Raw genomic sequence first — 24,190 nt, 5'->3', positions numbered from 1 at the left:
GGCGGGCGCGCCACGCCCGCTCGCCCGATCCGCCTATTCGACCGTCGCGCCCGACTTCTTCACCACTTCCGCCCAACGCGGGATTTCCGTCGCCATCAGGTCCCGCAGTTGTTCGGGCGTGCTGCCGACCAGTTCCATCCCCATGGTCTTGCCCAGCTTCTCCTGCACGTCCGGCTCTTTCAGGATCGCTGCGATTTCCTGGGCCAGCTTGTCGAGGATGGGTTTGGGCGTGCCCTTGGGCGCGTATACCGCCTGCCAGGACGCCATCTGGAAGCCCGGCACGCCGGCCTCCTGCATGGTCGGCACCTCGGGCGCCAGCGCGATGCGGTCCTTGGTGGTCACGGCCAGGAGCTTGAGCTTGCCGGTCTGCAGCAGAGGCAAGGCCGCCGTCATCTGGTCGAACATGAAGGTCACCGCGCCGGAGGACACGTCCACCATGGCGGGCGGCGTGCCCTTGTACGGCACGTGCGTGAGCGGCACGCCTATCATGCTGGAAAACAGTTCGCCGGCCAGATGCGTGGAGGTGCCCGCGCCCGAGGACGCGAAGGTGCGCTTGGACGGGTCGCGCTTCAACAGCGCGATCAGGTCGGCCACCGAATTCACGCCCAGGTTGGGGTCCACCAGCAGCACATTAGGCAGGTAGGCGATCAGCGAAACCGGCTCGAAGTCCTTGACCGGGTCGTACTTCAGGTTCTTGTACAGGCTGGCGTTGATGGCGTGCGTGCTGATGGTGCCGCCGAACAGGGTGTAGCCGTCGGGCGTGGCCTTGGCCACATAGGTCGCGCCGATGCCGCCCGCGGCGCCGGGCTTGTTCTCGACGATGACGTTCTGGTGCAGGCGGTCGCCCAGCTTCTGCGCCAGCACCCGGCCCACCACGTCGGTCGAACCGCCCACGGTGAATGGCACCACATAGGAAATCGGCTTCTGCGCGGGCCAGTCGGCGGCCTGCGCGGGCGCCGCCAGCGTACCCAGCATGGCGGCGGCCAGCAGCGCGGCCAGCGCGCCGCGTCGTTGCGTGTTCATGGTTGTCTCCTGCCTCTTGTTTGGCTTATGGGGTTGCCGGCTGCGCCGGCGGCAAGGCTCAGCGGCCCTGTTGCTTGCGCCATGCGGCGAACTTGTCCTTGGTGCCGGGGTCCGTGGGCGGATACAGCCCCAGGATGGACGCGCCCTGCTGCACCTCGCTGGTCACGAAGTCCTCGAAGGCCGTCATCTCCACGGCTTCGACGGCGATCTCGTCGGCCAGGCTGGCGGGTATCACCACCACGCCCTCGCGGTCGCCCACGACGATATCGCCCGGCCACACCGCCACATCGCCGCAGCCGATGGGCGCATTGATGTCCAAGGCCTGGTGCAGGGTCAGGTTGGTGGGCGCCGAAGGCCGCTGGTGATAGGCGGCAAAGCCCAACTCGGCAATCTCGGGCGAATCGCGGAAGCCGCCGTCCGTGACCACCCCAGCCACGCCGCGCTTCATCAGCCGCGTCACCAGGATGGAGCCGGCGGAAGCCGCGCGCGCGTCCTTGCGGCTGTCCATGACCAGCACCGCGCCTTCCGGGCAGGTCTCGACCGCAACGCGCTGCGGATGGGCGCGGTCCTCGAACACCTTGATGGTATTCAGGTCCTCGCGCGCAGGGATGTAGCGCAGCGTGAACGCCGGGCCGACCATATTGGGCAGCGTGGCGTTCAGCGGACGCACGTCCTGGATGAACTGGTTGCGCAGGCCGCGCTTGAACAAGGCCGTGCACAGGGTGGCGGTGCTGACGCCGGCCAGGCGGGCGCGGGTTTCGGGATTCATTTGGGACACGATGGCTCCGGGGGGGCTGAAGGCAATGGGGTGGACGCGGATGGCGCGCTAGAAGATCTCGGGTTCGGGTACGGGTGCGCCGAAAGCGGTTTCCAGGAAATCGAAATCGCAGCCGTCGTTGGCTTGGAGGATGTGCTTCGAGTACATCCAGCCGTAGCCGCGCTCGTAGCGCCTGGGCGGCGGCGTCCAGGCGGCGCGGCGCGCGGCCAGCTCGTCGTCGCTGACGTTCAGGTGGATGCTGCGCGCGGGCACGTCCACGGTGATCAGGTCGCCCGTCTTCACCAGGGCCAGCGGGCCGCCGATATAGCTTTCCGGCGCCACGTGCAGGATGCAGGCGCCGTAGCTGGTGCCGCTCATGCGCGCGTCGGACAGGCGCAGCATGTCGCGCACGCCCTGCTTCACCAGCTTGGTCGGGATGGGCAGCATGCCCCACTCTGGCATGCCGGGGCCGCCCTGCGGTCCGGCATTGCGCAGGATCATGATGTGGTCGGCGGTGACGTCCAGGTTCTCGTCGTCCACCGCGGCCTTCATGCTGGGGTAATCGTCGAACACCAGGGCCGGGCCGGTATGCCGCAGGTACTGCGGCGCGCATGCGCTGGGCTTGATGACGCAGCCGTCCGGCGCGATATTGCCGCGCAGCACGGCCAGCGCGCCTTCGTCGTAGATGGCCTGGTCCAGCGGGCGGATCACATCGTCGTTGTAGACCTCGGCGCCGGCGATGTTCTCGCCCAGCGTCTTGCCGGTGACGGTCATGGCGGACGGATCCAGATGGTCTTGCAGCCGCGACATCAGCGCCGGCAGCCCGCCCGCGTAGAAGAAGTCTTCCATCAGATAGGTGTCGCCGCTGGGCCGGATGTTAGCGATCACCGGCACCTTGCGGCTGGCGGCGTCGAAATCGTCCAGTCCCACGGCGCAGCCGGCGCGGCGCGACATGGCGACCAGGTGCACGATGGCGTTGGTTGAGCAGCCCATGGCCATGGCCACGTTGATGGCGTTCTTGAAGGACGCCAGGCTCAGGATGCGCTGCGGTGTCAGGTCTTCCCAGACCATCTCCACCACGCGCCGGCCGCATTCGGCCGACATGCGCATGTGGTTGACGTCTGCCGCCGGGATCGAGGATGCGCCCGGCAGCGTCATGCCTATGGCTTCGGCGATGGCGGTCATGGTGCTGGCGGTGCCCATGGTCATGCAGGTGCCGTAGCTGCGGGCGATGCCGCCCTCGACCTCGGTCCATTGCTCCTGCGTGATCTTGCCGGCGCGGCGCTCGTCCCAGAGCTTCCAGGCATCCGACCCGGATCCCAGGATCTTGCCCTTCCAGTTGCCGCGCAACATGGGGCCGGCGGGCACATAGACACAGGGCAGCCCGGCGCTGACCGCGCCCATGATGAGACCCGGCGTGGTCTTGTCGCAGCCGCCCATGAGCACGGCGCCGTCGACCGGGTGGCTGCGCAGCAGCTCCTCGGTCTCCATGGCCAGGAAATTGCGGTACAGCATGGTGGTCGGCTTGACGAAGGACTCCGACACCGAGATCGCGGGCAGTTCCACCGGAAAGCCGCCCGCCTGGAACACGCCGCGCTTGACGTCCTCGACGCGCTGCTTGAAGTGGCTGTGGCAGGGATTGAGGTCCGACCAGGTGTTGATGATGGCGATGACGGGGCGGCCCGCCCAGTCGTCGGGGCCATAGCCCATCTGCATCATGCGGGAGCGGTGGCCGAAGGAACGCAGGTCGTCCTTGGCCATCCAGGCGGCGCTGCGCAGGCTTTCGTAGGAGCGTTTCATAGGGGCGAGGCGGAGTTTCATAGTGGCGACCGGGCCATTTAAACACTAATACATTAGTGCGTCAGCCTGGTAAAAACCCGCTAAACTCCGTTACTCTTCAGGCCCAACTCCGCACGCGACCCGATGCAAAGCACCAAGCTCAGACTGGACCGTTCGCGCCACGCCGCGCCCCAGGTCTTTGAACATCTACGCGAACAGATCGTGTCCCTGGAACTGGCCCCGGGTACTCCCCTGTCGCGCATCACGCTGGCGGAAACCTACGGCCTGAGCCAGACCCCGATCCGCGACGCGCTGATGCGGCTGGCCGAAGAAGCGCTGGTCGAGATCTATCCGCAGCACACCACGGTGGTCAGCCGCATCGACGTGGACGCCGCGCGCGAAGCGCATTTCCTGCGCCGCTCGCTGGAGCTCGAAATCGTGCAGATGCTGGCGCAGCGCCCGGATCCCCAGCTCTTCCAGCGCCTGCAGGCCAGCATCGACCTGCAGCGCGCCAGCCACGCCAGCAGCCAGTTCCAGCGTTTCATCGACGCCGACCAGGCCTTCCACCGCGACATGCACGAAGCCGCCGGCGTGACCCGGCTGTGGGAACTCGCGCAACGCTACAGCGGCCACCTGGACCGCTTGCGCCGCTTGCACCTGCCCGAGGCCGGCAAGGCCGAACGCATCCTGGACGACCACCAGCGCCTGCTGGACGCCATCGTCGCGCAGGACCCGCAGCGCGCCCAGCAGGTGCTGCGGGAACACCTTTCGGGCACCCTCAGCCAAGTGGCCGAGATCTGCAAGCGCTATCCGGAATATGTGCTGACGGCGTAGGCCCCGCCGCCCCTCGGACGTATTCGCCCCGCGCACGCGCGCCCTGCCCGGTATGATCGGGGACACGCCGTGGCCACAAGCCTGGCGCCGGCGCCCCGCGCCACCACCGGAAAACACCAATGACCGCAAGGCACGCATTCCTGATCGCCCTGGCCGTGACCGCCTGGACCCACCCCGCGCAGGCCGCCCCGCCCGGCGCCTGCGAAACCGTCACGGTACGCGAAGGCGACCCAGTCCCCGCCGACGCCTGCGCCGTGAACATCGTGCCGCGTGACCCTGGACCCGGCGGCATGGTGTCCGCCGAACCGGACTGGCTGCCGCTCGACCCGCAAGCCATGCCAGGCGTGTTCTATGACAGCGCGTCGGTCAAGGTCGTATCGGAGCGCCCCGCCGTCAGGGCAGTGAACGTGGCCTGGTTCTATGCCCAGCCCAAGATTTCCGCCGCCAACGGGCAGCCCTACCGCTCCGTGACCCAACCGGTCACCATGAATTGCACCGCCGGCACTTATACCGTCAGCCAGGTCGTGCACCATGCTGGCGAGAACGCCACCGGCCCCGTCGTCGAATCCCTGCCCCCGCCCGGCATCCGCAATGCGCCCATCACGCAAGACCCTGTACAGCGCAAGCTGCGCGAGATCGTCTGCCCGGCCAACGGCAAGGGGCCGCGCAAGTAGCAGCAGCCGGCCGTCGCTGCCGCGCCGCGCGCCTATCCCGCCGCTTCGGCCGCCAGCCGCGCCTGGCGTTTGGCCAGTTCGGTTTTCAACTGCACCAGGCTGGGCGTAACGATGGGCAGGAAGGCCGCTTCCCGCCAACGCCGGGCAAAGCCTGAGCCAGCCTGCCGCAGATAGGCCCCGCCGCCGCTGGCCTGCAATTCCAGCTGCACCGCCTGCTGGGCCGCTTCGGCCAAGGCGATGCGGATTTCGAACAGCCGCCAGGGCTGCGCCACGAAGCTTCCGCTACGCACGCCTTCGATCAAGCCCGCGGTCAATGCATCCAGTTGCGCGCCCAGCGCTTGCAGCGGCTGGCCCAGGATGCCGCGCGAGGCCTGGCCCTGCCCGGCCTCCAGCGCGGCGCGCAAGGCGCCCCGCGCCAAGCCGATGGACAGGCCGCACTGCATGCCGGCGAAGGCCGGCCGGGCCTGGGGCAGGTATTGGCGCGCGTCGGAATGGATCAGCCATTCGGGGCCGATGCGCACATCACGCAGCGCCAGCGCGGCGGTATTGGTCGACTGCAACGCCAGCAAAGGCAGGTCCGCGCTGCGCTCCAGCCCCGCAATGTCGTGCGGCAGCGCCACCACCGCCGGCGTGCCATCAGGCGCGGCGACCGCGGCCGCCACCAGGAAGCCTTGCGGCCGCAGGTTCGTGACCCAAGGCATCTGCCCGTCCAGCGCCCACGCGTCGCCCGCCTCGCGCGCGGCGATCTGCAGCGATTCGATGCCGCTGAGGAACTTCATGGCGTTCGACAGCGCGGTCGCGCCGGCCTGCCCGCCCTGGAGCAATGGCCCCAGCCAGGCGTCCGCCAGACCGGCGTTCGGACTGCGCAACAGGTACTCGATGAAAACGCGCTGGCTCCAGGCCACGAAGGCGCCGGCGACGGACAGTTCCGCCAACTGCGCAATGGTTTCGATGGCATCGCCGATATCCGTGCCCGGCAAGCCGCCTTGCGCCACGGGCACGCCATGGCGCAACACGTCGGCGGCGGCCAGCCGCGGCAACAACTCCGCCGCGTCCAGGCTGCCGTCGTCCAAGGCGTCGGCGTGTTGCCGCAGCCAGGCTTTCAGGTCTGCCGGCAGCGCGGCGTGGACGGGCGTAAGGGCCATGGGAGTCTCCAGCGGGTCGTCATGGGATGCGCCGGCGCGGGCGGCCCGGCGCAATCTCGCATGATGCCCTCAAACTGCGACGCCCGGACGACCATATCAGCCGCCCGTCCTGGCCTGGCTGGATCAGGCCAGGCCCAGCAGCAAATCGGCCAGCAAGGCCGGATGCGTGATGTGGGCTTCGTGCGGCGCGGCAATGTCGACCCAGTTCCAACCCGCTTGGGACTTCACCAGCTTGCGCGAATCGTCCAGCACCGGCAGTTCGGGCTGGGTGCAATGGATGTAGGTACGGGCCACGCCGTTGCCGATGGGGTGCTTCAGGTTCAGCGGCGTGGTGTAGCTGGCCAGCGGATGCGCGGTCAGGCGGCGCTTGACCCAGTCATGGTCGGCGCTGCCCGGCGTGAATCCCCAGGCTGCAGGCAGCGGATCGGGAATCGGCACGGCCAGTCCATCGGTGGCCTTCGAGGCGGCCGCAATGCGCGCGTCGGCATCCGCCTTCGGATACACGGAGAACGCATTCTGGCCGCTTTGCAGCACGATGGCGTCGAAGTACACCAGATGCGCAAGCCGCTGCGGTATCCGGTCGGCCACGCCCGTGATGGGAATGCCGCCGAAGCTGTGGCCCACCAGGATCACGTCCTTCAGTTCCTGCGTCTCGATGACCTGGACCAGATCCTCGACGAAGGTGTCGATGGTGATGCTCTTGCTCAACAGGTGGGCGCGGTCGCCCATGCCCGTGTAGCTGGGCGCGTACACGCGGTGGCCTGCGGCCAGCAGACGGTCCGCCACCGGGCGCCAGCACCAGCCGCCATGCCAGGAGCCGTGGGCCAGGACGTAGTTGCGGGCCTTTGCGGTCGGGGCAGCCGGAGCTGCCGCCCCGGCCGCTCCCGCAGCTGCCAGCGCGGGCAAGCCCGCGGCCAGCTTCAACAACGTTCTGCGGGGAAGCATCGTCATGGCTTAAACCTGCGCCAGCGCCTGGTCCAGATCCGCCAGCAGGTCGTCGATGTGCTCGATGCCGATCGACAGGCGCACGGTTTCCTCGCGCACGCCGGCCTTCTGCAGCTCTTCGGGATTGAGCTGGCGGTGCGTGGTCGACGCAGGGTGCGTGGCCAGCGACTTGGAGTCGCCGATATTGACCAGGCGGGTGAACAGCTGCAGCGCGTCCTGGAAGCGCGCGCCGGCCTCGCGGCCGCCCTTCACGCCGAAGGTGAAGAGCCCAGGCGCCTTGCCGCCCAGGTACTTCTGCGCCAGCGCGTGGTCGGGATGGTCCGGCAGGCCTGCGTAGTTGACCCACTCGACCTTCGGATGTTCGCGCAGGTAGTTGGCGATCTTGACGGTGTTCTCGACGATGCGGTCCACGCGCAGCGCCAGGGTCTCGATGCCTTGCAGGATCTGGAACGAGTTGAAGGGCGAGATCGCCGCGCCGGTATTGCGCAGCGGCACCACGCGAGCGCGGCCGATGTAGGCGGCCGGACCGAAGGCTTCGGTGTAGACCACGCCGTGGTAGCTGACGTCAGGCGTATTCAAGCGCTTGAAACGCTCTTTGTGTTCCGCCCACGGGAACTTGCCGGAATCGATGATGGCGCCGCCCAGGCTGGTGCCGTGGCCGCCCAGGTACTTGGTCAACGACTGCACCACGATGTCGGCGCCGTGTTCGATGGGACGCAGCAGGTACGGCGACGGCACGGTGTTGTCGACGATCAGCGGCAGGCCATGGCGATGCGCCAGCTCGGCCAGCGCAGCGATGTCCGTGATGTTGCCAAGCGGATTGCCCACGGATTCCGCGAAGATGGCCTTGGTGCGGTCATCGATCTGGGCCTCGAAGGCGGCCAGGTCGGAAGGATTGGCGAAACGCGTGGTGATGCCGTACTGCGGCAGCGTATGCGCGAACAGGTTGTAGGTGCCGCCGTACAGCGTGCTGGACGAGACGATGTTGTCGCCCGCTTCGGCGATGGTCAGGATGGCATAGGTCACCGCGGCCTGGCCCGAGGCCAGCGCCAGCGCGGCGATGCCGCCCTCCAGGGCCGCCACGCGCTGCTCCAGCACGTCGGTGGTCGGGTTCATGATGCGGGTGTAGATGTTGCCCGGCACCTTGAGGTCGAACAGGTCGGCGCCATGCTGCGTGTCGTCGAACGCGTAGGCCACGGTCTGGTAGATGGGCACGGCCACGGCGCGCGTGGTCGGATCGGGGCGGTAGCCGCCATGCACGGCAATGGTCTCCAGCCGCCACGGCTTGTTCTGTTGGGTCACGCATGTCTCCTTGTTGATGCTGATGGCGCGGTATGCAGTCCAGGCCGGATTGTAGTTAGGCGGGCGGGATATGCATACCGCCAGGCGCTCATAACCATATCACCCACGGTGCGTCACTCAGAAACGCTCGTCCATCAGCGCCGGCATGACGATTTCCCGCACGAACGACGCGTCCGACAGATTCAGCAGCGCGCGTGTCATCGCCACCACGTCGTGCACGGGTATCAAACTGCCCTCTCCCCGCAGGCTGGCGGCGTCGCGCGGCACGTCCAGGCCGTCTTCCGTGTTCAGGTAGCCCAATTGCAGGCAGGTCACCGCCAGCCGCCGCGCCCTGAAGCTCTCGCGCAAGGCGTCGGCGATGCCGCGCAACGCGTGCTTGGACGCGCCGAACGTGACTTCGGGACGGCCGCTGCCGGCCAGCGCGGAAGTCGAGCCGGTCAGAATGACTTGCGGCTTGCGTGCGCCCAGGACGCGCGGAATCAAGCGCTGAAGCAAGAGGATGGTCGCGGTGACGTTGATGTTCACCATGCGCGCGATCTCCGCCGGCGAGTCAGCCAGGAAATCGTAATCCTCGCTGAAGGCGTGCTCTTCCCACACGCCCAGGTTGTAGAGGATGGCATCGAGTCCATCCGGGGCCTGCGCGGCAATCTGCTCGACGGCGGCCTCGGGGCGTGACAGGTCGGCTGCTATCCAGCGCAGTTCGCAACCGGGCGGCACAGTAATGTCCGCCGGCGCGCGGCGAGCCACGCCCACGATCAACGAGGCATCCTGGCCCAATCCCTCCACGAATGCCCTGCCCAGTCCCTTGCTGGCGCCTACTACCATGACCCGCATTGCTGCCTCCGTTCGATCGCGCCTGGGCAAACGGCAATGCTGCCCGCGGCAATGACGCCGGGTATAGCACGATCAGCGCCGGATTCCCGCAATGCCCGCAAGCGCTGGCGGGCATTGCGCGGCTAGCGGACCGCGCCCTGCAGCCATGCCGGCCGCGGCGCCGCGTCCAGCCAGTTCTTGACGATCAGCCCCAGCTCGGTATCGCCCGAGATCCGCAGCCGGCGCTGGAAAAACAAGGTATCGGCATCCGTTTCCGAGCGCATCAAGGCCAGCAGATCCGCCAGCTTGGCGCCCAGCTCCAGTTCGGCGGGAGCGCCGTTCCATACCGGCCGGAAGGCGCCCTGGCGCACCGCGAAGCTGCTGCGCAGGCCCAGGTCCTCGACCGTGATGGCGAAGCTGCGGCCTTCCAGTTCGGACGGCGGTGTGAGCCATTTCAGCCGCCGCGCCAGTTCCAGCCCGGCGGTGAAGTGCAGCGAGACGAACGGCGCGGGTAGACGCCGGCCCAGCCGGGCGAGCACGCCCGGCACTTGAATCGCCGCGCTCATGCCACGGCCTCCAACAGATCGATGCCCGGCTGGCCATGGAAGTAGCCGTTGCAGCGGACCATGCCCGCGGGCGGCTGCGCCTCCATCGGCGCCAGGCCGCGCCGCATCGCATCCAGCGCGGCGATCGCGTCCAGCGTGCCGGTCGATTGCGGACTCACCCGCAGCACCTCCACGCCCATGGCGGCCAGCGCCGGCGCCTGCGACAGCAGGTCCAGGCAGGCTCCGGACTGCACCTGGATACCGTTGATCGCCAGGAAATCCCTCGACTCCCGCGTGCGCATGTCCAGGCCGTCCGGATGCTCGATGCAGCGAAATCCGCAGTCGTCCTTCTTCAAACGGAAATGCCGTGCGGTGAAGCAGCGCGCCGAGAACGCCAGCGCCATGCGGCCCCAGACCATGACTTCCGCCTCCAGGCCAGCGGGCCTTTCCGCCATGAGAAGAGCCAGCGTCCGGCCGTCCATTTCCAGCGGCGCGACGAAGCGCGCGGCGCCGCGCGCGGCCAGCCATTCGAGGGTGCCGCCGTGATAGGCATTGACATGGGGCCCCGCCACGAAGGCGCGGCCGTTCAGGTGCCGCACCGCGCCCAGCTCGCCGGCTTCGACCATGAAGTCGTCCTGCCCGCAGAGCTTCTTCAACGCGCTGGCCTCGGCGCCGGTCTCGATCAGCGTGCGGCCCGACAGCACCACCGTCTTGCCCGCAGCGCGCAGGTCGCGCGCCAGCTCCATCCAGTCCTCGGCGCGCAGCTCGTGCCTGCGGCTACAGACGGTTTCGCCCACGTAGATGATGTCGGCGGGGCCATCGGCCAGCGACGCGTAGAAATCCAGCGTGTGCTGGCGCGGCCAGTAGTACTGCAACGGTGCGACCGATATCCGGTACGCGCTAGGTTTCATTTCCATGGACGTTCGAATGCGCCTTGCGTGACTTGGGAACCCTCGGAATGGCGCGCCAGCATGGCGTTCCATTCGGGACGGGGCGAAAAGCGGGAAGCGTCCGCATGCGCGCTGTCCAACGCGGCGCGCAAGGTCGACACCACCTGGGTGACATAGGCCGGGCTGCGCTGCCGCCCTTCGATCTTGATGGCGGACACGCCCATCTCCGCCAACCGCGGCAACAGGCCGATGGCGTTCAGGCTGGTGGGTTCCTCCAGCGCGTGATCCGCCTGGCCGTCCACATCGAAGCGGCCCTTGCACAGGGTGGGATAGGCGGCGGGTTCGCCCGGTTCGTAGCGGTCGATCAGGATGCCGTTCAAGCGCGCATCCATGCGGCCGTTCTCTTCCGACCAGCGCACGGCATGCGCGGGCGAACAGACGCCCTTGTTGTTGGGAGAATCGCCGGTGGCGTAGGACGACAACAGGCAGCGGCCTTCGGCCATGACGCACAGGCTGCCGAAGCCGAACACCTCGACCTCGACGCTGACATTGGCGCAGATGCGCGCGATCTCCGCCAGCGTCAGCACGCGCGGCAGCACCACGCGGCGTATGCCGAACTGTTCCTTCATCAGCTCGATGGCGTCAGCATGCGTGGCGGAACCCTGCACCGACAGGTGCAGGCGCAGGTCCGGATAGCGGTCGCTGGCGTAGGCCAGCAGCCCGGCGTCGGCCATGATGACCGCATCGGCGCCCAATCCATAGGCAGCGTCGACGGCGGCGCGCCATTCGGGCGCCCGGCCAGCCTGCACAAACGTGTTGATGGCGAACAGCACTTGCCGTCCGCGGCTGTGGGCCAGCTCGACGCCGGCGCGGATATCGCTTTCGGTGAAATTGAGCCCGGCGAAGTTGCGGGCATTGGTGGCGTTCTTGAGCCCGAGGTAGACGGTGTCGGCGCCGGCATCGATGGCGGCCTTCAGCGCGGCCAGGCTGCCGGCGGGGGCCACGAGCTCCATGGGAGAGGTTCGAGTTTCCATGCCGGCCAGTCTAGGGGGCCGCCACGCCCCTGGCCTTGTCGCAGATCAAACGGCCCGTGCCGGATGCCGCATGCCGCCCTATTCTTCCGTGTACAGGCCGTGTTCGACCGCGTACACCGCGACCTGCACCCGGCTGGTGAGGTTCAGTTTCTTCAACACGTTTTGCACGTGGATCTTGACCGTGCTTTCGCTGACGTCCAGTTCGCGCGCAATCACCTTGTTGCTGGCGCCGCGCGCCAGCCATTGCACGATTTGGGTTTCGCGCGCGGTGAGGCGATGGCGCTCCGCGCTGCCCCCTGGCTGCGGCGCTTGCGCCGCCAGGCTGGCCTGGCCGCGGAATTGCTCGACCAGCTTGGCCGTCATGCTTTCGGCGATGACCGGCTCGCCGCCCGCCGCGCGGCGGATCGCGGCGGTCAGCGCCTCGGCGTCGATGTTCTTGACCAGATAGCCACGGGCGCCGTCGCGCAGCGCCTGCCCCAGTTCATCGGCCTCTTCCGACACCGTCAGGATGATGACCGCGCACGATGGCAATTCCTGCGTCAGCAGCTGCAGCGTTTCCAGCCCCGACAGGCCCGGCAGGTTGAGGTCCAGCAGGACCACGTCCGGCTTGAGTTCCTTGGCGCGTTTCAGGCCTTCGACGCCGTCGCCGGCCTCGGCCACGACCTCGAAGTCGGGCTGGCGTTGCAGCAGCAAGCGCACGCCCGAGCGGAACAGGGTGTGGTCGTCGACGAGGAGTATACGGATGGGCATGGTCGGAATATTCAAGCGGCCTGGCGTTCGCTGCCGGGCAAGGTCAGCGCGACGCGCGTGCCGGCGCCGGGCTGCGATTCAAGTTTTATCACGGCGCGCATGCGCGCGGCGCGTTCGCGCATGATGTGCAGGCCCACGTGCGATTCGCCGCGTTCGGCCACCTCGGCGGGGTCGTACCCTTGGCCGTCGTCGGCAATGACCAGGCTGAAGTCGCGGTCGTTGGCGACGTCAATGCGCACGTGGCTGGCTTCGGAATGCTTGCGCACGTTGGACAGCGCTTCCTGCAGGATGAAGAGCACCTGCAACTGCTCGTCGGGTGCCAGCGGCGCGCCCGCGCCAGGGCCGAAGCGCAGCTCGGTTTCGATCCCGGTCTGCCGCCGGAACCGCGCCACGGTGTCTTCGATACCGGCCTGCAGGTCGCCCTGCGACAGCTTGGTGCGGAAGTTGGTCAGCAGTTCGCGCACGTCCTGGTAGCTTTCGTCCACGCCGGTACGCAACAGCGGCAGGATCTCGTCGATCTCCGCCTGGTCGCCGCGCTTGACGGCGGCGTCCAGCATCTGCAATTGCAGGTTCAGGAAGTTCAGGCCCTGCGCCAGGCTGTCGTGCAGCCCCTGCGCCACCAGTCCGCGTTCGCGCACCACCGCCAGTTGGCGCGCCTGCGCGCTGAGGCGGCGGTTGTCCAGGGCCACGCCCAGATGCTGGCCCAGTGTTTCCAGCAACTGCGATTCGGCCGGTGACAAGCGGCGCTGCTGGCGGAAATGCAGGGAATATGAACCCAGCACCTCGTCGCGCGTGACGATGCGGAACACGGCCACGCTGGCAAAGCCGTCGCGCTGGCAATTCAGTTCCATGGCCGGCGGCGACTCGCGGAAATCCTGGATGACGATGACCCCAGCCTGCCGCGTGGCGACGCCGCAATAGCAGTCGTTCACACGCATGCAATGCTCGGACTCGACCAGTTCGTCCGACAGCCCCACCGACACCATCAGGTTGAGCTTCTCGTTGTTGGGATCCAGCGCCCGGATGCTGCCGCCCTCGGCGTCGAACTGCAGCATCACACGCCGCAAGAAGCCGTCGCACAGCGCCTCGATCTCGTTGGGCTGGTTCAGGAAGGCGGCCATGTCGTAGAGCGCGCCGATGTCGCGGTTCTGCGCGGCCAGTTGCGCGGTCTTTTCTTCCACCCGCCGCTCCAGGCCGGTGTACAGGTCCTGCAATTCATCGGCCATGCGGTTGTAGCCGCGCGCCAGCACGCCGAACTCGTCCTGGCTTTCCACCGGCAGCCGGGTGCTGAATTCCCTGGCCGCCATGCGTTGCAGGCCATCGCGCAGGCGCAGTACCGGCGAAATGATCCAGAGGTAAAGCAGGTAGATCATTGCCAGCGTGCCGGCGCTGGCGATAGCCGCCAGCACGCCCTGCGACAACCGCAGCGAGGTGGTCTTGCCGGCGTTGTCCTGTTCGATCATGCGCACCAGCGTGTCGGCCCGGGCCACGAATTCCGGCAGGGTCTCCAGATAGGTGGCGGCATCCGGCTGCGCCAGGGCGCGCGTGGCGGCCGGCTTCATGATGTCGTACCAGTAGGCGGCCACGTCATGCCATTGCTTGCGGATGGCCTGGTCGTTGGGAATGAACAGCGGGCGCGCGGGGTTGCCGCGCGCCAGCCGCGCGATGGTATCGTCCATGAGCAGGACCTGCTCGTTGGTGCGGAACTCGCGTCCGGCCTGCGGCCGCATCAGCTCCACCGCCACGCGGTTGGCCCGCATGCGCAGGCTGCCCGTGTCGTTGATGGCCGCGCCCGCGCCTTCCAGCTGCCAGGACAGCCATAGCGTCCAGCTGACCATGGACAGCACCACCACCAGCGCCACCAGGGAGCTGATGACGATGCGCGTGGACAGGCGATGCCAGGGCGAAGGCAGGCCGTCGGCTGGGGCGGCGGTATCGGTGGGCTTCATGGCTTTCAACGCGGTCTTGCTGGAGGAATGCTGCGGCTTCCAGTGTAGCCGCAGCGCCTCTTGTTCCGGAGCCACGCCCTCAAGCCAGCCCCAGGGTGCGGCAAATGAAATCCGCGACTTGCGCCGGTTCGTTGACCGGCAGGCAGGGCAAATCGGTATCCAGCGGCGCGTCGGTGGCCACCGCCAGGAAACCGCTGTCTTGCGCATGCAGGGGCGGCTTGCCCAGGGCCGGCCGGTACACTTCGATGCGCGGGATCGCGGCCTGCTTGAAGCCTTCGACCAGCACCAGGTCGGCCGGCGACAGGCGCGCCAGCTGCTCGTCCAGCGTGGGTTCCGGCGCGTCGCGCAGCTCGTGGACGATGGCGTAGCGGAACGGCGAGGCCACCATCACCTCCAGGGCGCCCGCCTGGCGGAAGCGCGCGCTATCCTTGCCGGGCGGCTCCATCTGGAAATCGTGGTGGCTGTGCTTGATGACGCTGACCCGCAGGCCGCGCGCGGCCAGCAGCGGCAACATGGCCTCGATCAGGGTGGTCTTGCCGCTGCCGGAACGGCCGGCGATGCCGAAAACTGGGGTCATGCAAGCTCCGTGAACAATGGGCATACGATGGGCAGGAATCCGTCCGCCCGCGCCGAGTATGCCAGCAAAGCGCCCGCCACCAGGTCGAAGTACCAGCCATGCAGGGTCAGGCTGCCCGCCTCCACCGCGCGCCGCACAAAGGGCAGGTCTTCCAGATTGCGCAGCGAAATCAGGATCGAGGCCTGCTCGCAGGCGCGCCGGCGTTCGGCCGCGGTCGCCTGCGGCATCTGCTGCAGCACCTGCCTGCGGGCCGGTTCCGCGATGTCCATCCAGCGCTCCAGGTAGTCGGTCTCGCCGTCGCCCCGGGTGCGCCGGTCCATCAGCGCCCGTATGCCGCCGCAGTGGGCGTGGCCCAGCACGATGATGCGGCTGACCTGCAACTGCTCCACCGCGAACTGTATCGCGGCCAGCACGCCCTGCAGGCCGCGGTCGGTGCTGGCCGGCGGCACCAGGTTGGCGACATTGCGCACCGTGAAGATGTCGCCGGGGTCGCAGCCCAGTAGCATGGCCGGATCCACCCGCGAATCGCAGCAGCCCACCAGCAAGGTGCTGGGGTGCTGGCCTTCGCAGAGATTGCGGTATAGCGATGGCGCGTCCTCGTAGTACTGCTGCTGAAAGCGCTGGAAGCCGTCGACCAGCCGTTCGATGTCGCGCATGTCAGCCTCCCGTCTGCGCCATGAAGCGCACGATGCGTTCCGGACGGGCCACAAAATCGTGGCGTTCCGGCTTGGCGGCGATGCCGGCCCGGATCGCCTGGATCAATTCGGCGTCGCTGGCGCCCGCGCGCAACAGGCGGCCCAGCGGCACCTGGTCTTCCTGCCCCAGGCACAAGTACAGGGTGCCGTCCACGCCCAGCCGGACGCGGTTGCAGCTCGCGCAGAAATGGCGCGACATGGGGGTGATCACGCCCAGCACGGGCGTCCCATGGCCCGTGGTCCAGTAGCGCGCCGGTCCCGCGCCCGCCCCGCCCAGGGCGGGAACCAGGCCGGTTTCGGCGGCCAGCCGTGCTCCCAGGGCATTCAAGTCGATGTGGGCGTAGCCCTGGCCGCAGCTGCCCATGGGCATGGGCTCGATCAGGCGCAGCACGAAGCCCTGCGCCACCGCGTAATCCAGCAGCCTGCGCACTTCGGCCTCGGGCGTGGCCGCATGCACCACGCTGTTGAGCTTGATGGGCGCAAAGCCCGCCTGCTTGGCCGCCGCCAGCCCGGCCAGCACCGACTCCAGGCAATCCCGGCCGGTGATCTGGCTGAAGGCGGCGGCATCCAGCGTGTCCAGGCTGATGTTCAGCCGGTCCACGCCCGCGGCGCGCAGGTCGTGCGCGTGGCGCGCGAGCTGCGTGCCGTTGGTGGACACGGACAGATCCTTCAAACCGGGCATGGCGGCGATGACGCCAGCCAGACCTGCAACGCCGCGGCGCAGCAGCGGCTCGCCGCCGGTCAGCCGGACCTTGCTCACGCCCAAGCCGGCGAACAACCCCACCAGCCGCGCCATCTCGTCGTGGCGCAGCCAATTCGCGGGGGTTTCGAATCCTTTGAAATCCTTGGGCAGGCAATAGCTGCAACGCAGGTCGCAGCGGTCCGTGACCGACACCCTAAGATAGTCGATGCGGCGGCCATGGCCGTCCACCAGGGGTCCCGCAGCCGGCTCGTCCATCATGCGGCGCTCCCGCTGTAGACGCGCTCGGGCTCTTCGCCCTGCAGGTCTATGCCCTGGATGTCGGCGCGTTCGACCAGCAGCTTGGCGTACTGGCGCCAGGCCGTATCGCGGCTCATGGACGACAGCGCGGCGGCGATCTGTCCGGCCACATGCTCGTAGGGTTGCATGCGGCCTTCGATACGCCGCGTGACGCGCACGATATGCAGGCCGTGGCGGGTTTCCAGCAACTGCGGCAACAGGCCTCCCGCGGGCAGCGCGAACACCGCCCGCTCGAATTCCGGCACCGTGTCGCCGCGGCCCAGTTGGCCCAGGCTGCCGCCCACCGCGGCGGACGGGCAGTTCGATTGTTCGCGCGCCACCTCGGCGAAGCGCGACGGATCTTCCATCAACTCCGCCAGCACGGCGTTGCCATGGGCCCGCAGCATGTCCAGGTTCACGCCCGGCGTGACCTGGAACAGGATGTGGTCCGCCTCGATCAGCTCACCCGCCATGAAGCGTTGCGGGTGCATCTGGTAGAAGCGGCGGCAGGCGGCCTCGTCGGCCTCGGGCGCCGGCGCCTCGCGGGCCAGCAAGGCGCCGATGGCGCCCTCCTCGTCCGCGGGGTCCAGGCCCAGCCGGCTGGCCTCGTCCAGCAGCACGCGGCGCAGCACCAGGGCGGTGATCGCCTCGCGCATGGGATTGCCGGCCTCCGCATGCAGGGGCAGTTCGCGTTCCAGATCCGCGTCGTTCAGTTCGACGCCATTGACGATGACAGGCATGGTCGGCTCCTGGGACAGGGAATCAGCGCGGACGGACCAGCTGCCAGGCGCGGCCCAGATAGCCCACCGAGGCGAAGCCGCTCCAGACGTGGACCAGGCGCGTGAACGGAAAGATCACGAACAGCGTGAGGCCCATGAAGAGGTGCGCCTTGAACAGCAGCGGCACGTCGGCAATATGGCTGGCCGCGTCGCCCTGGAAGGTGACGATGTGCTGCGCCCAGGTCATCAGGCGCACCATCATTTCACCGTCCATGTGGCCGGCCGACAGCGCGATGGTGGACAGGCCCAGCAACAGCGTGACCAGGATCCACAACAGCAGCAGCTTGTCGCCGGGCCGCGTGGTGGCGCGGATGCGCGGGTCGCTCAGGCGGCGATGGATCAGGATCAGGAGGCCGATCAGGCACAGCCCGCCCATGACGCCGCCGGCCACCATGGCCACGGTCTGCTTCAGGCTGTGCGACACGCCCAGCGTGTCCCACACCACCACCGGCGTCAGCAATCCGGCCAGATGCCCGAAGAACAGGCCCAGGATGCCGACGTGGAACAGGATGTTGCCCAGCCGCAATTGCCCGCGGTGCAGCAGCTGCGAGCTGTCCGTCTTCCAGGTGTATTGCTCGCGCTCGAAGCGCACGAGGCTGCCCAACAGGAAGATCGTCAGCGCGATGTAGGGATAGATGCCGAAGAAGAACTGATTCAGGGAGTTCATGATGCGTCGTCCTGAAGATTAATGAGCCGCGGGCGCGCGGGGATAGAAGCGCACGGTCTGCGCGCCATCGCCCGAGAACGGCCGCAGCAGCGGTTCCACGCCGTCCGCGCCTATGCCGAACGTTTCCATCGCCTCGTCCATGTCGCGCACGGGCGCCTCGGTCTGTTCGCGCGGAATCACGCGGGACTGGGCGCGCAGCACCGCGAAGATGCAGGCGTAGGGGCTTTCGCCCTTGGCCAGGCGCGCGCCGATGGCGGCCAGCACGTGGATGGCGTCGTCCAGCAGGTCCTGCGCCTGGGCCGGGTCGATGACGCCCAGGAACTCCAGGAACAGCGGCACATGGTCAGGCAGCTCGGACACCACCGGCTCGAATCCGTGCTCGCGGTAGGTGTCCAGCAGGTCCACCATGGCCTGGCCGCGGTCGCGGCTTTCGCCGTGCACGTGTTCGAACAAGTGCAGCGAATGCGAGCGGTTGCGGTCAAAGGTGGCGACGTAGTTCTCCTGCAGCGCGATCAGGTCGTTGGTGGCCAGGTAGCCGACCAGCGGCTGCAGGGTTTCCTCTGCGTCGGGATAGTCGGCCAAGGCGGTTTCGACTTCACCCAGCGCGTCCAGCAGCTCGGGTTCCGGGTAGCACAGCAAGGCGGAAAGCAGGCGGTAAAGACTCATGGTTTTCTCCTTTCCTAGGCCGAAGCGGCCTTCTTGCGGGATTTCGGCATCTCGATGAAGATCTCGCTGCCCTGGGGCTTGCGTCCGAACAAGGTGCCTTCCGACACCCCGCCGGAGCAGCCGTTGCCGAAGGTGAAGCCGCAGCTGCCCTTCTCGTTGAAGCTGTCCTCGACGACTTCCTTGTGGCTGCTGGGTACCACGAAGCGGTCTTCGTAGTCGGCGATGGCCATGATCTTGTACATGTCCTGCACCGTGGCCTCCGTCAGCCCCACCTGGTCCAGCAAGGCCGTGTCGCGTTCGCCATGCACGGTCTCGGAGCGCTTGTAGGCACGCATGGCCAGCATGCGTTCCAGCGCCTGCACCACCGGCGCTTCCTTGCCCGCCGTGAGCAGGTTGGCCAGGTAGCGTACCGGGATGCGCAGGCTGGAGACGTCGGGAATCATGCCGCTCTTGCCCACCGTGCGGCGCGGCATCTGGCCGGACTCGGCGGCCGTCTGGATGGGCGACAGCGGCGGGATGTACCAGACCATGGGCAAGGTGCGGTATTCCGGATGCAGCGGGAAGGCGACGCGCCACTCCACCGCCATCTTGTAGACCGGCGATTTACGCGCGGCCTCCAGCCACGATTCCGGGATGCCCTGCTCGCGCGCCGCGGCAATCACCTCGGGCGAATGCGGGTCCAGGAACAGGTCGAGCTGCGACTGGTACAGGTCCTGTTCGCTGGCGGTGGACGCAGCGTGCTCGATCTGGTCGGCGTCATACAGCATCACGCCCAGGTAGCGGATCCGGCCCACGCAGGTTTCCGAACACACGGTCGGCTGGCCGGCCTCGATGCGCGGATAGCAGAAGGTGCACTTCTCGGCCTTGCCGCTGCTCCAGTTGTAGTAGATCTTCTTGTACGGGCAACCCGAGATGCACATGCGCCAGCCGCGGCACTTGTCCTGGTCGACCAGCACGATGCCGTCGTCTTCACGCTTGTAGATGGAACCGGACGGGCAGCTGGCGACACAGGCCGGGTTCAGGCAGTGTTCGCACAGGCGCGGCAGGTACATCATGAAGGTGTTCTCGAAGGTCGAGTACATCTCCTTCTGCACGCCCTCGAACAAGGCGTCGCGGCTGCGCGCGCTGAATTCGCCGCCCAGGTCGTCTTCCCAGTTCGGGCCCCAATGGATCTTGTCCATTTTCTTGCCGGTCAGCACCGACACCGGACGCGCGGTGGGTGGCGTTTGCGACAGCGGCGCCTTTTGCAGGTGCTCGTAGTCGAAGGTGAACGGCTCGTAGTAGTCGTCGATCTGCGGCAGGTTCGGGTTGGCGAAGAGGTTGGCCAGGATGCGCAGCTTGCCGCCCTGGCGCGGTTCCAGCTTGCCGGCGGCGGTACGCTTCCAGCCGCCCTTCCACTTCTCCTGGTTCTCCCATTCCTTGGGATAGCCGATGCCGGGCTTGGTTTCCACGTTGTTGAACCAGGCGTACTCGACGCCGTCGCGGCTGGTCCAGACGTTCTTGCAGGTGACCGAGCAAGTGTGGCAGCCGATGCACTTGTCCAGGTTCAGCACCATGCCGATTTGGGCGCGTATCCTCATGATTGCTTCTCTTCTTGTTGCGTTGCTTCAACCAGCGGACCTTCGAGCCAGTCCACCTTCTTCATCTTGCGCAGCACCACGAATTCATCGCGGTTGGCGCCCACGGTGCCGTAGTAGTTGAAGCCGTAGGCCTGCTGGGCGTAGCCGCCGATCATGTGCGTGGGCTTGAGCACCGTGCGCGTGACCGAGTTATGGATGCCGCCGCGCTTGCCGCTGGTTTCCGCCCCAGGCACGTTCACGATCTTTTCCTGCGCGTGGTACATCAGGCACATGCCCACCGGCACGCGCTGGCTGACCACCACCCGCGCCGTCAGGGTGCCGTTCACGTTGAAGACTTCGACCCAGTCGTTGTCGACCAGCCCGGCCTGCTTGGCCTCGGCTTCCGAGATCCACACGTGAGGACCGCCGCGGCTCAGCGTCAGCATGCGCAGGTTGTCCGAGTACGTGCTGTGGATGCCCCATTTCTGGTGCGGCGTCAGCCAGTTCAGGACCAGTTCCTTCTCGCCGTTCGGGTAGCGGCCCAGCATGGGCGCAACCGTCTTGGTGTCGATTGCGGGCTTGTACACGCAGGAGCCTTCACCGAAGTCCAGCATCCAGCGGTGGTCCTGGTAGAACTGCTGGCGGCCGGTCAGCGTGCGCCATGGAATCAGCTCGTGCACGTTGGTGTAGCCGGCGTTGTAGCTGACCTCTTCGCTTTCCAGACCCGACCAGGTGGGTGCGGAGATGATCTTGCGCGGCTGCGCCTGGATGTCGCGGAAGCGGATCTTGTCGTGCTCGCGGCCGATGGCCAGGTGCGCGTGGTCGCGTCCGGTGATCTTGCCCAACGCTTCCCAGGCCTTGACCGACACGTGGCCGTTGGTCTCGGGCGCGAAAGTCAGGATCATCTCGGCCGCATCGATGGCGGTGTCGAGCTTGGGCCGGCCCTGGCTCACGCCCGGCTCGGTCACGGCCTCGTTGATGCCGGCCAGCTCATGCACCTCGTGCTCGGTGTTCCAGTTGATGCCCTTGCCGCCGTTGCCCAGCTTGTCCAGCAGCGGCCCCACCGAGGTGAACTTGCGGTAGATGTCGTTGTAGTCGCGTTCGACCACCGTCATGTTGGGCGCGGTCTTGCCGGGAACCAGGTCGCATTCGCCCAGCTTCCAGTCCTTGGGTTCGAAAGCCTGGCCCAGTTCTCCCGGGGTGTCGTGCATCAGCGGGGTCAGCACCACGTCACGGCGCTTGCCCAGGTAGGGGCCGCCGATCTCGCTGAACTTCTTGGCCAGCAGCTTGTAGATCTCCCAGTCGGTCTTGCTTTCCCACAGCGGCTGCACGGCTTCGCTCAGCGGGTGGATGAAGGGGTGCATGTCCGAGGTATTGAGGTCGTCCTTTTCATACCAGGTGGCCGTGGGCAGCACGATGTCGCCATACAGGCAGGTGGTGCTCATGCGGAAGTCCAGCACCGTCAGCAGGTCCAGCTTGCCTTCGGCCGCGTCTTCCTGGTAGGTCACCTCGGTGGGCTTGATCGCTTCCGCTTCGTCGCCGAACACCGCGTTCTGCGTGCCCAGCAGGTATTTCAGGAAGTACTCGTGGCCCTTGCCGCTGGAGCCCAGGATGTTGGAGCGCCACACGAACATGTTGCGCGGGAAGTTGGCCGGGTCGTCGGGGTTCTCGCAGGACATGCGCAGTTCGCCCGACTTCAGCTGTTCAGCCACGTAAGCCACCGGGTCCTTGCCCTGGCTTTCGGCCTGCGCCACCACGTCCAGCGGATTGGTGCGCAATTGCGGCGCCGACGGCAGCCAGCCCATGCGCTCGGCGCGGGCGTTCAGGTCGATCATGCTGAGGTCGCCATAGCGGCCACGGTCCGCCGTCGGGCCCAGGATTTCCTGGACGTTCAGCTTTTCATGGCGCCACTGGCTGGTGTGCGCATAGAAGAACGACGTGCCGTTCATCTGGCGCGGCGGGCGGACCCAGTCGGCGGCGAAGGCCAGCGGCGCCCAGCCGAACTGCGGGCGCAGCTTTTCCTGGCCCACGTAGTGCGCCCAGCCGCCGCCGCTCTTGCCAACGCAGCCGCACATCATCAGCATGTTGATGATGCCGCGGTAGATCATGTCCATGTGGTACCAGTGGTTCAGGCCGGCGCCGACGATCACCATGGACTTGCCTTCGGTGTCGTGGGCGTTCTGCGCGAACTCGCGCGCCACCTGGATGACCTGCGCGCGCGGCACGCCGGTGTGCTTTTCCTGCCAGGCGGGCGTGTAAGGCACGTCATCGTCATAGGAGCTGGCGACGTTGCCGCCGCCCAGGCCGCGATCCAGGCCATAGTTGGCCATCTGCAGGTCGTACACCGTGGCCACCAGGGCCTCGCTGCCGTCGGCCAGGCGGATGCGGCGCGCAGGCACATTGCGCACCTGCAGCTCGCCATGCTCGCTGCCGAAATACGGGAAGCCCACGCCGACCACGGCATCGGACTGATCCAACAGGCTCAGCGCGGGTTCGATCTCGCGGCCGCTGCCGCCGTCCTTGGACTCCAGGTTCCAACGGCCGACCTTCTCGCCGCCGTTGACCGCGCCTTCGCCCCAGCGGAAACCGATGCTGCCATTGGGCGCGACCAGGTCGCCGGTCTTGGCGTCCAGCACCAGCGTCTTCCAGTCGGGGTTGTTCTGTTCGCCCAGGGCGCCGTCCAGATGCGAGGCGCGCAGGAAGTGGTCCGGCGCGTGGAAGCCGTCGCGCTCCTTCAGCAGCACCAGCATGGGCATGTCGGTGTAGCGGCGCACGTAGTCGCGGAAGTATTCCGACGCGCCGGACAGATGGAATTCCTTCAGGATCACATGGCCCATGGCCATGGCGAGCGCGGCATCCGTGCCCTGCTTGGGCGCCAGCCAGATGTCGCCGAACTTGACCATTTCGCCGAAGTCGCTGGACACGGCCACCGTCTTGGTGCCCTTGTAGCGGACCTCGGTGTAGAAGTGCGCGTCGGGCGTGCGGGTCTGGGGCACGTTGGAGCCCCACACCATCAGGTAGGTCGAGTTGTACCAGTCGGCCGATTCCGGCACGTCGGTCTGTTCGCCCCAGATCTGCGGGCTGGCGGGCGGCAGGTCGCAGTACCAGTCGTAAAAGCTCAGGCAGGCGCCGCCCAGCAGGCTGAGATAGCGCGCGCCTGCCGCATAGCTGACCATGGACATGGCCGGGATCGGCGAAAAGCCGATCACGCGGTCAGGGCCGAACTTCTTGATCGTGAGCGCGTTGGCGGCGGCCACGATCTCCATCGCCGTGTCCCAGTCCGCACGCACGAAGCCGCCCAGTCCGCGCACGGCCTTGTAGCGCTTGGCGCGCTTGGGATCTTGGCTGATCCATTCCCAGGCCGCGATCGGGTCCATGGTCTTGCGCGCCTCGCGCCACATTTCCATGAGGCGGCCGCGGATCATCGGATACTTCACGCGCTGCGCCGAGTAGACGTACCAGCTGTAGGAGGCGCCTCGCGGACAGCCGCGGGGTTCATGGTTGGGCAGGTCCGGCCGCGTGCGCGGGTAGTCGGTCTGCTGGGTTTCCCAGGTGATCAGGCCGTTCTTGACGTAGACCTTCCAGGAGCAGGAGCCGGTGCAGTTCACGCCGTGCGTCGAACGCACCACCTTGTCATGCTGCCAGCGGGCGCGGTAGGCGTTCTCCCACTTGCGGTCCTCGTTGACCGTTTCGCCGTGACCGTCCGCGAAGGTGGATTTCACCCGCGACATGAACTTCAAGCGGTCCAGAAAATGGCTCATTCTCTATTCTCCAAGAGCGCCGGCCCCGCCGGCGCGTACTGCGATCGATGCTGTTGAATCCATTGTG

22 protein-coding genes are annotated in these 24,190 nt (G+C 67.3%); 2 read left to right on the top strand and 20 right to left on the bottom strand.

Features of this window, described 5'->3' with window-relative positions; all coding sequences use genetic code 11:
• Window positions 1-33 precede the first annotated feature (33 nt).
• From ACM1PE_RS11125 to araD, 3 genes are read right to left on the bottom strand one after another with little or no spacing between them, the layout of a single operon-like run.
• Window positions 34-1,023 (bottom strand): Bug family tripartite tricarboxylate transporter substrate binding protein, encoded by a 990-nt coding sequence (locus ACM1PE_RS11125; protein WP_419343278.1) that lies wholly within the window; start codon window positions 1,021-1,023, stop codon window positions 34-36.
• Window positions 1,024-1,081: 58 nt separating this feature from the next.
• A complete protein-coding gene (locus ACM1PE_RS11120) occupies window positions 1,082-1,792 on the bottom strand; it encodes a ribonuclease activity regulator RraA (RefSeq protein WP_059379699.1) in 711 nt (236 codons plus the stop codon).
• Window positions 1,793-1,849: 57 nt separating this feature from the next.
• The gene (araD, locus tag ACM1PE_RS11115; RefSeq protein WP_251880308.1) at window positions 1,850-3,580 is read right to left on the bottom strand and encodes an L-arabinonate dehydratase; all 1,731 of its coding nucleotides are present in this window, start codon (window positions 3,578-3,580) and stop codon (window positions 1,850-1,852) included.
• A gap of 123 nt (window positions 3,581-3,703) precedes the next feature.
• On the opposite strand from araD, the gene ACM1PE_RS11110 reads away from it, so the two are divergent.
• Together ACM1PE_RS11110 and ACM1PE_RS11105 are read left to right on the top strand one after the other, a co-directional pair.
• Entirely contained in the window at window positions 3,704-4,393 is a 690-nt protein-coding gene (locus ACM1PE_RS11110) for a GntR family transcriptional regulator (protein WP_059379697.1), read from the top strand.
• Between the two features lie 119 nt (window positions 4,394-4,512).
• Entirely contained in the window at window positions 4,513-5,067 is a 555-nt protein-coding gene (locus ACM1PE_RS11105) for a surface-adhesin E family protein (protein ID WP_059379696.1), read from the top strand.
• Window positions 5,068-5,099: 32 nt separating this feature from the next.
• Here the strand turns inward: ACM1PE_RS11105 and ACM1PE_RS11100 are convergent, their stop codons facing one another.
• The 17 genes from ACM1PE_RS11100 to ACM1PE_RS11020 form a co-directional block, all read right to left on the bottom strand.
• Window positions 5,100-6,212 (bottom strand): acyl-CoA dehydrogenase, encoded by a 1,113-nt coding sequence (locus tag ACM1PE_RS11100; protein ID WP_419343277.1) that lies wholly within the window; start codon window positions 6,210-6,212, stop codon window positions 5,100-5,102.
• 123 nt (window positions 6,213-6,335) lie between these two features.
• The gene (locus ACM1PE_RS11095; protein WP_223283321.1) at window positions 6,336-7,163 is read right to left on the bottom strand and encodes an alpha/beta fold hydrolase; all 828 of its coding nucleotides are present in this window, start codon (window positions 7,161-7,163) and stop codon (window positions 6,336-6,338) included.
• A 3-nt stretch (window positions 7,164-7,166) separates the two neighbouring features.
• Entirely contained in the window at window positions 7,167-8,459 is a 1,293-nt protein-coding gene (locus tag ACM1PE_RS11090) for an aminotransferase class I/II-fold pyridoxal phosphate-dependent enzyme (RefSeq protein ID WP_059379694.1), read from the bottom strand.
• Window positions 8,460-8,576: 117 nt separating this feature from the next.
• On the bottom strand, window positions 8,577-9,293 hold the full coding sequence (locus tag ACM1PE_RS11085; RefSeq protein ID WP_251880318.1) for an SDR family NAD(P)-dependent oxidoreductase: 717 nt from the start codon (window positions 9,291-9,293) through the stop codon (window positions 8,577-8,579).
• A 122-nt stretch (window positions 9,294-9,415) separates the two neighbouring features.
• Window positions 9,416-9,838: a ubiquinone anaerobic biosynthesis accessory factor UbiT gene (gene ubiT, locus ACM1PE_RS11080; RefSeq protein WP_059379692.1), complete on the bottom strand. Its 423-nt coding sequence runs from the start codon at window positions 9,836-9,838 to the stop codon at window positions 9,416-9,418.
• Window positions 9,835-10,728, bottom strand: coding sequence for a U32 family peptidase (locus ACM1PE_RS11075; protein WP_059379691.1), 894 nt, complete (start codon window positions 10,726-10,728; stop codon window positions 9,835-9,837). Before ACM1PE_RS11075 ends, ubiT begins: the two co-directional genes overlap by 4 nt.
• Window positions 10,725-11,741 (bottom strand): ubiquinone anaerobic biosynthesis protein UbiU, encoded by a 1,017-nt coding sequence (gene ubiU, locus ACM1PE_RS11070; protein WP_059379690.1) that lies wholly within the window; start codon window positions 11,739-11,741, stop codon window positions 10,725-10,727. The genes ACM1PE_RS11075 and ubiU overlap by 4 nt, the downstream gene beginning before the upstream one ends.
• Before the next feature lie 78 nt (window positions 11,742-11,819).
• The gene (locus tag ACM1PE_RS11065) at window positions 11,820-12,491 is read right to left on the bottom strand and encodes a response regulator (protein WP_054454724.1); all 672 of its coding nucleotides are present in this window, start codon (window positions 12,489-12,491) and stop codon (window positions 11,820-11,822) included.
• Between the two features lie 11 nt (window positions 12,492-12,502).
• Window positions 12,503-14,440 carry a type IV pili methyl-accepting chemotaxis transducer N-terminal domain-containing protein gene (locus tag ACM1PE_RS11060; RefSeq protein ID WP_059379689.1) on the bottom strand — a complete coding sequence of 646 codons (1,938 nt, stop codon included), beginning with the start codon at window positions 14,438-14,440 and terminating at the stop codon, window positions 12,503-12,505.
• A gap of 79 nt (window positions 14,441-14,519) precedes the next feature.
• Window positions 14,520-15,017 (bottom strand): molybdopterin-guanine dinucleotide biosynthesis protein B, encoded by a 498-nt coding sequence (mobB, locus tag ACM1PE_RS11055; protein ID WP_419343275.1) that lies wholly within the window; start codon window positions 15,015-15,017, stop codon window positions 14,520-14,522.
• Window positions 15,014-15,673, bottom strand: coding sequence for a carbonic anhydrase (locus ACM1PE_RS11050; protein ID WP_059379687.1), 660 nt, complete (start codon window positions 15,671-15,673; stop codon window positions 15,014-15,016). Before ACM1PE_RS11050 ends, mobB begins: the two co-directional genes overlap by 4 nt.
• Before the next feature lies 1 nt (window position 15,674).
• On the bottom strand, window positions 15,675-16,673 hold the full coding sequence (gene moaA / locus ACM1PE_RS11045) for a GTP 3',8-cyclase MoaA (protein ID WP_059379686.1): 999 nt from the start codon (window positions 16,671-16,673) through the stop codon (window positions 15,675-15,677).
• The gene (locus tag ACM1PE_RS11040; RefSeq protein ID WP_118931947.1) at window positions 16,670-17,431 is read right to left on the bottom strand and encodes a peptidylprolyl isomerase; all 762 of its coding nucleotides are present in this window, start codon (window positions 17,429-17,431) and stop codon (window positions 16,670-16,672) included. Before ACM1PE_RS11040 ends, moaA begins: the two co-directional genes overlap by 4 nt.
• A 22-nt stretch (window positions 17,432-17,453) precedes the next feature.
• The gene (gene narI / locus ACM1PE_RS11035; protein ID WP_059379684.1) at window positions 17,454-18,137 is read right to left on the bottom strand and encodes a respiratory nitrate reductase subunit gamma; all 684 of its coding nucleotides are present in this window, start codon (window positions 18,135-18,137) and stop codon (window positions 17,454-17,456) included.
• An 18-nt stretch (window positions 18,138-18,155) separates the two neighbouring features.
• Window positions 18,156-18,803 (bottom strand): nitrate reductase molybdenum cofactor assembly chaperone, encoded by a 648-nt coding sequence (narJ, locus tag ACM1PE_RS11030; RefSeq protein WP_054454743.1) that lies wholly within the window; start codon window positions 18,801-18,803, stop codon window positions 18,156-18,158.
• Between the two features lie 14 nt (window positions 18,804-18,817).
• Window positions 18,818-20,383, bottom strand: coding sequence for a nitrate reductase subunit beta (gene narH / locus ACM1PE_RS11025; protein WP_059379683.1), 1,566 nt, complete (start codon window positions 20,381-20,383; stop codon window positions 18,818-18,820).
• Window positions 20,380-24,123, bottom strand: a complete 3,744-nt coding sequence (locus ACM1PE_RS11020) for a nitrate reductase subunit alpha (protein WP_280016030.1) — start codon at window positions 24,121-24,123, stop codon at window positions 20,380-20,382. Before ACM1PE_RS11020 ends, narH begins: the two co-directional genes overlap by 4 nt.
• Window positions 24,124-24,190 lie beyond the last annotated feature (67 nt).

The organism is Achromobacter sp. PD1 (genome assembly GCF_048541815.1).
GTDB classification, from domain to species: Bacteria; Pseudomonadota; Gammaproteobacteria; order Burkholderiales; family Burkholderiaceae_B; genus Achromobacter; species Achromobacter bronchisepticus_A.
This window is presented reverse-complemented; position numbering and strand designations above follow the sequence as displayed.

Excerpts from the sequence above, each read along its gene's own strand:
- ACM1PE_RS11125 (WP_419343278.1), bottom strand. The coding sequence starts at position 1,023 with ATGAACACGCAACGACGCGGCGCGCTGGCCGCGCTGCTGGCCGCCGCC.
- ACM1PE_RS11120 (WP_059379699.1), bottom strand. The coding sequence starts at position 1,792 with ATGAATCCCGAAACCCGCGCCCGCCTGGCCGGCGTCAGCACCGCCACC.
- araD (WP_251880308.1), bottom strand. The coding sequence starts at position 3,580 with ATGAAACGCTCCTACGAAAGCCTGCGCAGCGCCGCCTGGATGGCCAAG.
- ACM1PE_RS11110 (WP_059379697.1), top strand. The coding sequence starts at position 3,704 with ATGCAAAGCACCAAGCTCAGACTGGACCGTTCGCGCCACGCCGCGCCC.
- ACM1PE_RS11105 (WP_059379696.1), top strand. The coding sequence starts at position 4,513 with ATGACCGCAAGGCACGCATTCCTGATCGCCCTGGCCGTGACCGCCTGG.
- ACM1PE_RS11100 (WP_419343277.1), bottom strand. The coding sequence starts at position 6,212 with ATGGCCCTTACGCCCGTCCACGCCGCGCTGCCGGCAGACCTGAAAGCC.
- ACM1PE_RS11095 (WP_223283321.1), bottom strand. The coding sequence starts at position 7,163 with ATGACGATGCTTCCCCGCAGAACGTTGTTGAAGCTGGCCGCGGGCTTG.
- ACM1PE_RS11085 (WP_251880318.1), bottom strand. The coding sequence starts at position 9,293 with ATGCGGGTCATGGTAGTAGGCGCCAGCAAGGGACTGGGCAGGGCATTC.
- ubiT (WP_059379692.1), bottom strand. The coding sequence starts at position 9,838 with ATGAGCGCGGCGATTCAAGTGCCGGGCGTGCTCGCCCGGCTGGGCCGG.
- ACM1PE_RS11075 (WP_059379691.1), bottom strand. The coding sequence starts at position 10,728 with ATGAAACCTAGCGCGTACCGGATATCGGTCGCACCGTTGCAGTACTAC.
- ubiU (WP_059379690.1), bottom strand. The coding sequence starts at position 11,741 with ATGGAAACTCGAACCTCTCCCATGGAGCTCGTGGCCCCCGCCGGCAGC.
- ACM1PE_RS11065 (WP_054454724.1), bottom strand. The coding sequence starts at position 12,491 with ATGCCCATCCGTATACTCCTCGTCGACGACCACACCCTGTTCCGCTCG.
- ACM1PE_RS11060 (WP_059379689.1), bottom strand. The coding sequence starts at position 14,440 with ATGAAGCCCACCGATACCGCCGCCCCAGCCGACGGCCTGCCTTCGCCC.
- mobB (WP_419343275.1), bottom strand. The coding sequence starts at position 15,017 with ATGACCCCAGTTTTCGGCATCGCCGGCCGTTCCGGCAGCGGCAAGACC.
- ACM1PE_RS11050 (WP_059379687.1), bottom strand. The coding sequence starts at position 15,673 with ATGCGCGACATCGAACGGCTGGTCGACGGCTTCCAGCGCTTTCAGCAG.
- moaA (WP_059379686.1), bottom strand. The coding sequence starts at position 16,673 with ATGATGGACGAGCCGGCTGCGGGACCCCTGGTGGACGGCCATGGCCGC.
- ACM1PE_RS11040 (WP_118931947.1), bottom strand. The coding sequence starts at position 17,431 with ATGCCTGTCATCGTCAATGGCGTCGAACTGAACGACGCGGATCTGGAA.
- narI (WP_059379684.1), bottom strand. The coding sequence starts at position 18,137 with ATGAACTCCCTGAATCAGTTCTTCTTCGGCATCTATCCCTACATCGCG.
- narJ (WP_054454743.1), bottom strand. The coding sequence starts at position 18,803 with ATGAGTCTTTACCGCCTGCTTTCCGCCTTGCTGTGCTACCCGGAACCC.
- narH (WP_059379683.1), bottom strand. The coding sequence starts at position 20,383 with ATGAGGATACGCGCCCAAATCGGCATGGTGCTGAACCTGGACAAGTGC.
- ACM1PE_RS11020 (WP_280016030.1), bottom strand. The coding sequence starts at position 24,123 with ATGAGCCATTTTCTGGACCGCTTGAAGTTCATGTCGCGGGTGAAATCC.